We start from the raw sequence: 10,035 nt of genomic DNA on the forward strand, positions 1-10,035 counted from the left end.
CTCAGAACAGCCTGCCCTGCCGCGAATCGTGGATGCCCTTCAGCCGGGCGCGGCGGCGGCGAACCGTGCGGCCGGTGTATCCGCAGGCGAGCGCAATGTCACGTTCGGACCTTCCGGCCAAGATCATCGCATCGATCCGCGCCTGCTGGCTGGCAATGAAGCCGGTGTCGCCGAGGGGGATATCGATGCGCGCCGGGAAGCCTGCGCCGAAGTGATCGGCGATCAGCCTCGCGGCTTTCTCTCCCACCAGCTGGCTCAGCCAGTGATCGGGGCCGGGGACAGGCGGGATGTAAACGCGGGTGCCGCCGACCGCCCCCGCAATCCGGCGCGCCGCTTCCTCGCCCGCGATCATGGCGATATCGGCAAGCACCTGGGGAAGCGGGGCGGCGGGGCTGGTCACAGCGGGCGGCCGCTCCTTCCCCAAGGATTGCGGACCAGACCCTGCGCGCCGGGACGCGGCAAAATCGGCACAAGGACCGGCGTCTTGGCGGTCACCGGCGCGCCAGCGAGATCCGCGAGCAGTTCCTGGCACAGCCGTGCCATGCCGATGCTTTCGGGGCGACGCGACAGGGCGAACCGGATGGCGGCTTCGCGATCCATCAGCCTTCACCCTGTTCGGCAGGCGCGCCGGTGATGGTGGCCTGCGCCAGCGGCAGCGGGTGGCCGCAGTGCCCGCATTCGGCGGTCATGCGACCGACGTTCCAGGCCTTGCTGCCACACTGCGGGCAGCGGTTGGTCTCGCCCTCGTGATAGCACAGCGGCGCAGGGCGATCGAAAGAGGTGCGGGCGTTCATGCTTCACCACCTTCGTCATCGATTACAATGAGCGCAGCACAGATCTTGACCTTGCGGCCGCGGTAGGTGCGCTTCAGCACGGTCTCGTGATCGAGCGACATCATCAGGAACTGTCGCTGGTCGATCATCTGGTCGAGCAGCGCGAGCATGCCGTCACCATGAAAGCGGACGGTGATCGATGGCATCTCAGGATCGCTCATTCCCCACCTCCCGCTGCGCGCAGCTTCTTGCCCAGCGCGTGGGCGATCGTGTCGTATCCTTCGGCGGTCACCGGCCCGCCCTTGCCGCACTCGATCCCGCAGAGGCGGAAGGCGGTGTCGTTCAGGGTCCAGCTTTCGGGAATTTCGCCCGCGGCCTTCAGCTTCGCGATGATCGCTTCGCACAGGCGCTCCTTCAGCCGCGGCACCGACCAGGCGTTGCCGTTGGCGTCCACCTGCGACCAGCCATTGCGCTCGGCCATCGCCTTCAGCGCCTCGATCAGGCGGTAGCCATCGGACTGGTTGGCCCAGACGAGCCGTTCGCAGCCGAGCTGGCGCTTGGCGAAGGCCTCCAGCGCCTTTTCATCGGGGCTGCGCACCGCGCCGAGATGGTAGAGGCTGATCCACATCGCCCGCGCCTTGCGGGCGACCGGATGCTGCGCGGGCCGGTTGACCGAGGCCGGGCCTGCCTTGGGCAGCGGTTTGAAGCCCTGCGCCTCAAGCCGCTTCAGCGCCTTCTCCAGCTCGGCCTCGGTGCAATCGGCAGCACTGGCGCGGCCGGTGGTGTCGAGCATGATCTGGCGGTAATCATCATCCGCCAGCGCCAGCTGCTTCTTGGCCACGTGGATCTTCGCCAGCATCGCCCGGCGGCGCGGATTGGCGGGGAACTGCGCCGGTGCGGCGCGGACTGCTGCAAGAGCCATGATCATGCGTCTCCTGTGATTGCGGCGAGGCCGAGCGCGATCAGCGCCGCCCCGCCAAGGATGATCATCATCCCGACCACCTCGGATCGGGCGGTGCCAGCGCCGCGCAGCGCATCAAGATCGCTGGCGGTCTGGCGGTAAATGGCGAGGAGGCGGGTCACGCCTTGATCCACCGTGTTGCGCGGAACATCTGCGCCTCGCGCAGGTCGCTGATCGAAAGGCCGCGGGTTTCATCATCGGCGGCGGCGAGCATCGATCCGGCTTCGATCAGCTGCTGGCATTCCCCCAGCCCGCCGCTGTCCGGCGTGAGCGCGATCTTTTCCAGATAGGCGCGGATATCGGGCTGGGTGATCTGCCAGCCATCGCAGAACTGCGCGACATCGGTGCGGGTCGGCAGGCGCTGGACATGGCGCATCGCGATCCGGCGGTTGAGGCGGGCGAACTGGTCGCGGTGCCGCCCGGTCTCGATCCGCGCCAGCAGCTCCTCATTGCCGAGGAAACAGACGCCGAGGCCCGTTTCATCGTGCCAGTTGCGGATCTCCTCGATCCCCTCGATCGACAGGAAGTTGGCCTCGTCGATCACCAGCAGCCCGTTGCGGCCGCGCACCCGCTCGATCACGATGCGCGAGGCATCGGCGACAGACAGGCGGCGCGGGTCCAGCTTCAGCGCCTTGTGCACTTCAAGGATCATCGGCAGCAGCTTGTGCGTGCTGGGCTTCATCGTCGCGACCCAGACCGGCTGCGCCCGTTCGCCATATTCGCGGACCGTCTTGGTCTTGCCGGTGCCCGGCCCCGTCGCGCCGACCGTGATGCGGCCCATGTGCGCGATTTCCAGCAGCATCATCAGGCGCTGGCTGGTTTCGGTTTCGATGAAGCCGGGATTGACCGGCAGGGTCTGCTGGCGCTTTTCCTTGGCCTCGACCGTCTGCATGAACTGGAACAGGCGGCGGGCGATGTTCTCGTTATTGCCGGGATAGGTGCCCGCGCAGAACGGTTGCAGCGTCCCGCCTGGAATGCCGGTTTCGCGGGACAGCTGGTTCCACGAAATCGGCGGATCGCTCATCTCGCGATAGCCGACGATCCAGAGGCGCATCTCCTCCACATCAACCGGCAAGTCCTTCACGTTGATCATGATCCCTTTTCTCCTCAGGTGTTGTTGGCGGCGAGGCGGGCAAAGCCGCGCCGCATCCGGTCGATCGGCAGCACCTCTGCCGGTTCGTCGGGTTGTGAATTGCGGGTCTGCGCGGCGGCCACGCGGACCGGGCGCACTGCTCCGGCCTGCGGCGCGGGCGCGGGGGCGACACCGGCCTGAAGCTCGGCCAGCTGTTCGGCGCTGATCAGGTCGGCTGCTTCGGCCATCGCCTTCACCGATTTCCGGTAATCGGCGACCCGCTTGGCCGCTTCCTTGGCCCCTGCAGCATCGCTGAAGCCGGTGTCGGCGATCAGCTGGGCGGCGGTGATGTAGCGCCCCTCCAGATCGTAGATGTGGATTTCGGAATGCAGGTTGTCGGGATCGAACCGCACCGTCACGCGGTCACCGCGCAGCGAGGACAGTTCGGGGTGCCAGTAACGGTTGCCGTGCAGCTCGATCTCGCCGGTCTGGCGGTTGACGAGCTTCTGGTCGGCAGCGAGCAGCGCCATGCGCAGCTGTTCCGGCGTGGCCTTGCCGATGGTGCTGGCGGCGTAGCTTTCGAAGAAGGCATCGTCGAAGCTGCGGCCCTTGGCGGCCTCGGTGCGGCGGTTGCCCTGCGCGTTGTGCGCGGCGATCTCCTGATCAACCAGCGCGACGAAGCGGTCCCATTCAACAGCGCGATCGCCGTAATTCTCGGGCTTCGCCATCGGGCTGTTGCCGGTGTAGGCACCCTCGCAAATCGGGTGCTTGGCAATGCTGTCGCACAGGTCGCGGAAACCGCGCTCGATCGGCTTGGACTGTCCACGATAGGGCAGCGCCCAGTGGATTTTCACACCAAGGCTGGTCAGCAGGCCGGTCGGGTCTTCGGGGCGGACCTTGAAACGGAAGCGGGATTTCGCGCCGCCGGTGATCCACTTCGAAGCGAAGGCGCGGCCATTGTCGAGCACGCAGGACGCCGGGATGCCGAAATTACGGAACAGATCGGCGAAGGTCAGGCGCGTCTGGATCGCGCTTTCCTCGCCGCCCAGACGCCAGGCGAGCATCTTGCGGCTGTAGATGTCCTGGATCGTCACCATGATCGGCCGGATCACCCGGCCATCCGGCGTTTTCACGAAGACATCGAACTTGTGCCCGTCGATGTTGACGCATTCGAGCGCGCACAGATCTGCCACGCTGCGGCGCTGGGCGGGGATCGACCGGCGCAGGGCTTCCTCGCCCTCGCGCTTCAGGGTCAGCACGGCGGCGGGATATTCCCGCTCCAACCGGCGCCTGAAGGTGCGCTCGGAAGGCACGGGGATGCCTCTGGCCTGCGCCATGCGGACTGCGCGGCGGTAACAGCTGGTCAGCGTCGGGGCGCTGTTGCGCAGGTAATCGCTGACAAAGGCCTGCCACAGATCGGGGTGGATTTCAGCCTCGGCCCCGCCGCCCTGCCGACGCGGGGCAAGCGCGACCATCCAGTCGGGACGGGCGATGCCTTCGACAGCGCGCAGCCAGTTCCAGAGGGTGGATCGCCCAACGCCCGAATCGTCAGAGGTGGCGGCGACTGCAGCCGTGCGGCTTGCGCCGCCTTCGCACAGCAGCTCGATCGCGTTCACGATATCGAGGCGGCGCTGCGCTTCGGCCTTTACCTTCGCGCTTTGCTTGTCGAACCATTCCCAGGCGGATGCCTGCGCGCTGCCCGCTTCGGCAGGGCGGGTGCGGATCAGTCCGCGCCGCGCCAGTTCGATCCGCGCCTCGCCCGGCAGCAGGCTGGCATGAAATTCCACCCCGCCGCCGCGACCGGCGCGCTTGCGCACCAGCAGGCGGCTGTCAGCGCCAAGGCGCGAGGCCCAGCGTTCGGTCTGGGCGCGGCGGTTGATCGAACGCTTGTCGCCCGGCAGGCCCGGCAGGCCGAGCTCTTCCAGCTCGGACGCGGTGAACCATGCGTCGTCTTCCAGCGGGACAAGGGTTTCGGCTCGGCTGGCCATTATTCGATACCTTCCCGGATTGGCGATGCTTCGTTGCGCAGGCGGCGGCGTTCGTCCTGCAGCTGGCCCAGCAGCGTCTCGATCTGGCCGAGCCGCGCAGTCTTGACCTCGTCGCCGACCAGCAGCGCCGCGCCGAGTTTGCGCATGATCGGATCGAGCAGGTCTTGCCGGTCCGTCACCACCAGCAGCGCGAACAGGCGCGAGGCGGGAACCTTGTGATCGGGCCGCGCAGGCGAGGAATAGGCATCGAGCATCGCCTTGCTGACATGATCGTCGAGCAGGACGCTCATCTCGGCGGCGATCACCTCCCGCGAGCGCGGATCGCTGGCGAGGATGGTGCCGACCAGCGCATTGATCTGCCGCTCAAGCCCTGCGAGCTCGGCCACGCCCTTGGCGGGCGCGGGAGCCGCGAAGTCGAAGCCGAGCTGGCCGGGATGGGGCTTAGCCTTGGGCATGGCCCTCCCCGCGGAATGGAAAGTGGACATGATCGGGGAACTGGAACTGGCGCTCAGCCTTGCTCGGGCCGAACACAGCGCCGTGGCGCGCAAGGTAGGCGCGAACCTCCTGCCCCCACATCTTGCGGCCCCACTTCGACCCATCGTGCGCTTGCCAGCCCTTACCCCACAGCGCCTTGCGGCGCTGTTCGAGCGTGGCATCGGCGGGCAGGTCTTTGACCAGCTCGGCGATGCGGGCGCGGGCGCGGGCTCTCCAGACGCTCATGCGGCCTTCCCCTTGGCTTTGAGGTAGAGGTTGGCGCGTGAGCTGGTGACGTAGCCGTTGGCGTCGATATTGATCTGGGCGCGCCAGCCATCGGAGTAGCGAGCGACAATGCGGCGCAGCTTGCCGCGCCGGTCGTAATATCCGCACACCGAAGGATCACCCGCCTCGGGCCGCTGGGCGAAGAAGATAAACTCCTCCAGCTCGGCCAGCATCGCGGGCGTCGGGGTGACCTCGATCTTGGTGAGGGGACCAAGCGCCATCGATCAGTTCCTCATCATCCAGCGGGCGTCGAAATCGTTGAATGTCGGCGCGGTGGGTTGATCGCCGGTCAGGCTCAGCGGCGGCAGGGCGGAACGCAGGCCGCGGCGGGCCATCTTGGCGCGGTGTTCTTCCCGCGCCTGGACTGCCTTCATCCGCGCCTCTGCCTCGATCGGCGTGACGCCGAGTTCGAGCGCGAGCTCCATCACCTTGCGGTGGTGCCGGTAGTATTCGGCCTTGCTGGCAAAACGCGGCATCAGCGGTGTCCTCCTGCACGTTTGATCAGGTGACCGAAGCGGCGGGTTTTCCTGCGGATCGCTTCCTCGCGGTGCAGATCGTGCTCCGGACTGTCGTCAAAGGTCGAGATGATCGACCGCGCACGGGCGGTCGAAATGTTGAGCTCGGATGCGATTTCGGACGCGGTGAGGCCCATCGCGAAACGGTCCATCACCGCCTGTTCACCGGCATAAAGGCCCGACATCAGCAGCCCTCCCCGATCAGCTGGCGGACGCTGTCTTCCAGCCAGCGGTTGGCCTGCTGGCGCAGCGCCTCGCGCTGGTTGCGCAGCTGCTCGATCCGGATGGCGATGTCCTGCGGGTGGACATCCCGCGGCAGCTTGGCGACGACAAAGGACACGCCGATGCGGCGGTTCTTGCGGGACCAGCTGCGCCGGACGGTGTCGAACGGGAAGGCGGTGACGTGCCGGTCTTTGACCAGATCGACATGCGCCACGCCGAAACGGTCGCCATCGCGGAACAGGATGCGGTCACCGGTGCGGATATCAGTCATGCGCCCTTCCCTCCGATCGGGATGAAGCGCAGCGGCTCGCCATCGGGGGCGCGGGGAATCGCGATCGGCGCGATCACCTCGATCCCGCGGCTCAGGTTGGGCGCGGTGCGGATCGCGCCACGCTCCTCCAGCGAACGGACCAGCCAGTCGGCGGTGAAGACAGACTTGCCGGTCAGACCAAGCCCTTCGTGGATCTCGCGCAGCGTCGGCGCGATGCCGATGCTTTCGCGGAAGCCGGTGATGAAGCGCAGGGCATCCTGCTGGCGCGGGGTGAGCGTCACCATGCCGCCTGCCCTCCGGTGCGGATGAAGTGCAGCGGCTCGCCAAACGGCGAGCGGGGCACCGGCAGCGGCGAAAGCGCCTGCAGCTTGCTTGTGCTGGTCGGAAACGACCGGCGGACGCGCCGCTCTGCCAGCAGCTCGCTGACCACGCCTTGGGCGGTCTGGAGATCGCCAGCGAATTGAGCGTCCGCGACCTCATAGGTCGAAGGGCCGCGGCCGTGCTTCATCTCGAAGCCGGTGATGAAGCGCAGGGCATCGGCCTTGGCGGTGTTGATGCAGGTCATTGCACCGGCCTCCGCAGCTGTTCGGAAAGGGCGCGGCGCTGCTGGATGCGGCGGATCGCGGGGAACCGGTCGAGGCCGGTTTCCTTCATCTCGCGCTCGATCGCTTCTTCGGAAGGCAGGCGGCTCATTGCGCGAGCCTCCAGAAGGTCAGCGCCCACCAGATCACGCCAGGCGCGACGATGGCCACCAGAACGGCAGCCAGTGCGATTTCGACCAGACGGGCGCGCATCAGAGCACCTCCTCAAGCGACAGGATTTCGGAATTGCGGTGGAGCGGCGGCAGCCAGATCGTGCGGGTCTGCCCCGCGGCGGTCGGGCGCTGCACATCCCAGACGATCCAGCAGTAATCGGTCATCCCGCCACTGAAGGCGCGGTTGCCCATCGCCGCGATCATGTCACCCGGCGGCATCGAAGGACGCTGGCACAGGTGCAGCACAGCCTGCGGCGGGTGATCGGTGAACAGCTGGTAGCGGGCCTGACTGGCGAGCCATTTGCTCGGCATCAGGATCGCGACACGGCGCGACGACAGCTTCAAAGCGTGCCGCGCAAACGCCTCTGCGATGCCCTTCACATAGCTGTAAGGCGGGTTGCAGATGATGCTGCACCGATAGGGCGCTTTGACCATGCCGAGGAAGTCGTGCTCGGCGCGGATGACCGAAGTCATCGCCGAGAAATTGGCCCAGGCGAAGTTATCAACCAGATCGGTCGCGTAGATCGGCAAGCCGCGATCCTGCGCTGCTAGCAAGGTGTTACCCATACCGCAGCACGGATCCCAGATGCGCAGACCTTCCTCACTTTCGATCCGGAAATCATCGAGCGCGAGCGCGAGCTGCTCGGCGCACCAGAACTCGTCGACATACCAGTCGAGCGGGTGGCGCTTCGAGTGCCGGCCGGAGGAGATTTCACCGCGCATCAGCGGATTTCCTCATCGACAATCGCGTCGAAGAGCAGGCCGTTATCCAGAAGGATGCCGACCAAGACCTTGGATTTGGTTTCGCTGAGCGTGCCGCGCAGCGCGACGAGCAGCTCCTCGGCAGTCGTCGAGGCAAGAACGTCGATGGCGAACTCGCCCATCCGGAACTCGACATCGGCGGGACCGCACGGGCCACGGTATTCCTGCAGGGCGGCGAAGTCGCTGATTACAACCTTAGGCATCGCCCAACTCCTCGTTGAGCTGGTCGCGCAGCGCCCTCTTCATGTCGGGCGTGAGCATGGATGCCAGTTTCGGCACAAATTGCCGCTTCTGCTCTATGTTAAGGCGTGACCATGCGCCCTCGATTGCATTGTAGTGCTTCTGGTGCGCGACGGGTGTTGCCAGCGGTTTGAAGCCATCCACGCCTGCGGCTATCTTGGCGTCCTCGACCCCGATCTCATGATTGGCCAGCAGCGCCTCAATTACGCGGCGGCGCACCGCTTGGTCCTTCAGTCGCGTAATCTCTGCGAGCTGACTGGCGTTCTCGCCAGCGACCGGATGCTTGGCCAGCGCCTCGATAAGATCGGGGAAAGGCTCGACTATTAGCCGGTGGATCGCCAGCGCACGATAAACTGCGGTCCGCCCCATATCGAAGGCGTCGCGGACGGATTCCTCCCATCCGTATACGCGTTCCATGTTGGAACACGTATCGGCGGTCTCATCGCGCAGCGCCCCCTCAGCCTGCTCTTCAAGGTGCCTCACGCGGTCCCACCGCGCCCGAATGGCCAGCTGTTGCTGCGACAGGTTTCCGTGCTCGCGTGCAATCCGTTCCTGCGCAGCTGAGGCGAGCGCGGCGATAAACTTCGCCTTTTCGATCGGCCCCAGCGGGCGGCGATGCAGGTTCTCCGACGCTTCCAGATCGGCGAGGTCTTCGGGCTTGCCCTTCACCTCGATCGCGAAGACCGTGATACCCTCATAGGTCGCACCCATCAGCCGGTGCATCCCGGTCACCAGACGCCACGGCTTTTTGCCCTCGGCAACGCAGGCTTCGACCGACTTGCTCGGAAGGTTGCGCGCTACTTTGATCGGATCGCGCTGCCCATCGACGGCCATCAACCGGCCGAGCGCAGCAGCCTTGTCTTCATGCAGGAACCCGATCCGGTCGGGGATCGCGATGTCGTTGGGTGAAAGCTCCAGCAGCTGCGCAGCTGCGAGCAACGGGGCAGCGTTCATTCCGCACCTCCACATAGACGATGCGGCGCAATGGCGGGCCGGTTAGCCTCCTGATCACTCTCACAGGAGAACAGCCCATGCCGAATGCCGACCTCAATTCGATCGAGCAGCTGCGTGATCAGCTTTACGCCCTCCAGCAGCTCGTCCTCGCGCAGTGCGTGGCGTTCGCTGCCGCTGACCGCAGCGCCACCGATGCCGCTCTGCTGATCGCCAACGGGCAAGCCGACGCCTTGCTGCGGCAGGGCCGCCCGATCGCCGCCCAGCGGCTCGCGATGCTCGTTAAGGAGGTCCAGCAGTGCCTCGACTGAGGCGCGGGCATCCGCAACCGCGCTCTTCAACGCGATCCGGCGGATCAGCGGACGGATCACGCCATGATCGGCGAATCCGGCATCGGCCAGTGCAAGCAGGCTCATGCCGCCACCACCTTCCCGCGACCCGCAAGCCGCTTGGCATCCTCGGCATCGATCTTGTCGAGCTCGCGATAGAGCGCCCCGATCGAATGCAGGTTCGCACCCGGCGGATTGGGGTTCCTCTCGGTCTTCTTCCAGTTGTGGAAGGTGTCCTGGTGAATGCCTGCCCTGCGGCAGAGCTCGGCGATCGAGATGCGCGAGGCTTTCGCCCGTCGCGCAATATCCTCAACGATTGTTTGCTGGTCCATAGAAATCCGAATATCGGATTTTATTCCCATCATCAACAGATAAAAATCAGGTCTGTTATCCGATTACATTTTGGTAGCCGCGAGCTATGTCAGGGGTAGAAGCAGA

At 65.8% G+C, this 10,035-nt stretch carries 22 protein-coding genes; all 22 read right to left on the minus strand.

The features are described 5' to 3' along the window. Position 1: 1 nt before the first annotated feature. On the minus strand, positions 2-400 hold the full coding sequence (locus tag ACU0AG_RS00500) for a hypothetical protein (RefSeq protein WP_482780295.1): 399 nt from the start codon (positions 398-400) through the stop codon (positions 2-4). Then, positions 397-600: a hypothetical protein gene (locus tag ACU0AG_RS00505; RefSeq protein WP_482780296.1), complete on the minus strand. Its 204-nt coding sequence runs from the start codon at positions 598-600 to the stop codon at positions 397-399. The genes ACU0AG_RS00500 and ACU0AG_RS00505 overlap by 4 nt, the downstream gene beginning before the upstream one ends. Then, a complete protein-coding gene (locus tag ACU0AG_RS00510) occupies positions 600-794 on the minus strand; it encodes a hypothetical protein (protein WP_482780297.1) in 195 nt (64 codons plus the stop codon). Before ACU0AG_RS00510 ends, ACU0AG_RS00505 begins: the two co-directional genes overlap by 1 nt. Then, entirely contained in the window at positions 791-994 is a 204-nt protein-coding gene (locus ACU0AG_RS00515) for a hypothetical protein (RefSeq protein WP_482780298.1), read from the minus strand. Before ACU0AG_RS00515 ends, ACU0AG_RS00510 begins: the two co-directional genes overlap by 4 nt. Then, the gene (locus ACU0AG_RS00520; protein ID WP_482780299.1) at positions 991-1,701 is read right to left on the minus strand and encodes a gp16 family protein; all 711 of its coding nucleotides are present in this window, start codon (positions 1,699-1,701) and stop codon (positions 991-993) included. Before ACU0AG_RS00520 ends, ACU0AG_RS00515 begins: the two co-directional genes overlap by 4 nt. Next, positions 1,698-1,856, minus strand: coding sequence for a hypothetical protein (locus tag ACU0AG_RS00525; protein WP_482780300.1), 159 nt, complete (start codon positions 1,854-1,856; stop codon positions 1,698-1,700). Before ACU0AG_RS00525 ends, ACU0AG_RS00520 begins: the two co-directional genes overlap by 4 nt. Continuing rightward, positions 1,853-2,827, minus strand: coding sequence for an AAA family ATPase (locus ACU0AG_RS00530; RefSeq protein WP_482780301.1), 975 nt, complete (start codon positions 2,825-2,827; stop codon positions 1,853-1,855). The genes ACU0AG_RS00525 and ACU0AG_RS00530 overlap by 4 nt, the downstream gene beginning before the upstream one ends. 14 nt (positions 2,828-2,841) lie before the next feature. After that, complete coding sequence (locus tag ACU0AG_RS00535; protein ID WP_482780302.1) at positions 2,842-4,794, minus strand: transposase domain-containing protein; 1,953 nt, start codon at positions 4,792-4,794, stop codon at positions 2,842-2,844. Beyond that, the gene (locus ACU0AG_RS00540) at positions 4,794-5,249 is read right to left on the minus strand and encodes a hypothetical protein (RefSeq protein ID WP_482780303.1); all 456 of its coding nucleotides are present in this window, start codon (positions 5,247-5,249) and stop codon (positions 4,794-4,796) included. Before ACU0AG_RS00540 ends, ACU0AG_RS00535 begins: the two co-directional genes overlap by 1 nt. Continuing rightward, positions 5,236-5,514 carry a hypothetical protein gene (locus ACU0AG_RS00545; protein ID WP_482780304.1) on the minus strand — a complete coding sequence of 93 codons (279 nt, stop codon included), beginning with the start codon at positions 5,512-5,514 and terminating at the stop codon, positions 5,236-5,238. The genes ACU0AG_RS00540 and ACU0AG_RS00545 overlap by 14 nt, the downstream gene beginning before the upstream one ends. Continuing rightward, a complete protein-coding gene (locus ACU0AG_RS00550; RefSeq protein ID WP_482780305.1) occupies positions 5,511-5,774 on the minus strand; it encodes a hypothetical protein in 264 nt (87 codons plus the stop codon). Before ACU0AG_RS00550 ends, ACU0AG_RS00545 begins: the two co-directional genes overlap by 4 nt. Before the next feature lie 3 nt (positions 5,775-5,777). Further along, on the minus strand, positions 5,778-6,029 hold the full coding sequence (locus ACU0AG_RS00555; protein WP_482780306.1) for a hypothetical protein: 252 nt from the start codon (positions 6,027-6,029) through the stop codon (positions 5,778-5,780). Continuing rightward, the gene (locus ACU0AG_RS00560) at positions 6,029-6,253 is read right to left on the minus strand and encodes an RNA polymerase sigma factor sigma-70 region 4 domain-containing protein (RefSeq protein ID WP_482780307.1); all 225 of its coding nucleotides are present in this window, start codon (positions 6,251-6,253) and stop codon (positions 6,029-6,031) included. Before ACU0AG_RS00560 ends, ACU0AG_RS00555 begins: the two co-directional genes overlap by 1 nt. Then, entirely contained in the window at positions 6,253-6,561 is a 309-nt protein-coding gene (locus tag ACU0AG_RS00565; RefSeq protein ID WP_482780308.1) for a hypothetical protein, read from the minus strand. Before ACU0AG_RS00565 ends, ACU0AG_RS00560 begins: the two co-directional genes overlap by 1 nt. Beyond that, complete coding sequence (locus ACU0AG_RS00570) at positions 6,558-6,845, minus strand: LexA family protein (RefSeq protein WP_482780309.1); 288 nt, start codon at positions 6,843-6,845, stop codon at positions 6,558-6,560. The genes ACU0AG_RS00565 and ACU0AG_RS00570 overlap by 4 nt, the downstream gene beginning before the upstream one ends. Then, complete coding sequence (locus ACU0AG_RS00575) at positions 6,839-7,126, minus strand: hypothetical protein (protein WP_482780310.1); 288 nt, start codon at positions 7,124-7,126, stop codon at positions 6,839-6,841. The genes ACU0AG_RS00570 and ACU0AG_RS00575 overlap by 7 nt, the downstream gene beginning before the upstream one ends. Next, positions 7,123-7,254, minus strand: coding sequence for a hypothetical protein (locus tag ACU0AG_RS00580; RefSeq protein WP_482780311.1), 132 nt, complete (start codon positions 7,252-7,254; stop codon positions 7,123-7,125). The genes ACU0AG_RS00575 and ACU0AG_RS00580 overlap by 4 nt, the downstream gene beginning before the upstream one ends. Before the next feature lie 100 nt (positions 7,255-7,354). Continuing rightward, a complete protein-coding gene (locus ACU0AG_RS00585) occupies positions 7,355-8,038 on the minus strand; it encodes a TRM11 family methyltransferase (RefSeq protein WP_482780312.1) in 684 nt (227 codons plus the stop codon). Further along, positions 8,038-8,280, minus strand: a complete 243-nt coding sequence (locus tag ACU0AG_RS00590; protein ID WP_482780313.1) for a hypothetical protein — start codon at positions 8,278-8,280, stop codon at positions 8,038-8,040. Before ACU0AG_RS00590 ends, ACU0AG_RS00585 begins: the two co-directional genes overlap by 1 nt. Next, positions 8,273-9,271 (minus strand): hypothetical protein, encoded by a 999-nt coding sequence (locus ACU0AG_RS00595; protein WP_482780314.1) that lies wholly within the window; start codon positions 9,269-9,271, stop codon positions 8,273-8,275. The genes ACU0AG_RS00590 and ACU0AG_RS00595 overlap by 8 nt, the downstream gene beginning before the upstream one ends. Beyond that, positions 9,268-9,684 (minus strand): hypothetical protein, encoded by a 417-nt coding sequence (locus ACU0AG_RS00600; RefSeq protein WP_482780315.1) that lies wholly within the window; start codon positions 9,682-9,684, stop codon positions 9,268-9,270. Before ACU0AG_RS00600 ends, ACU0AG_RS00595 begins: the two co-directional genes overlap by 4 nt. Further along, positions 9,681-9,929: a helix-turn-helix domain-containing protein gene (locus ACU0AG_RS00605; RefSeq protein WP_482780316.1), complete on the minus strand. Its 249-nt coding sequence runs from the start codon at positions 9,927-9,929 to the stop codon at positions 9,681-9,683. The genes ACU0AG_RS00600 and ACU0AG_RS00605 overlap by 4 nt, the downstream gene beginning before the upstream one ends. Between the last annotated feature and the right edge of the window lie 106 nt (positions 9,930-10,035).

The organism is Erythrobacter sp. RANMB8 (assembly GCF_056848235.1).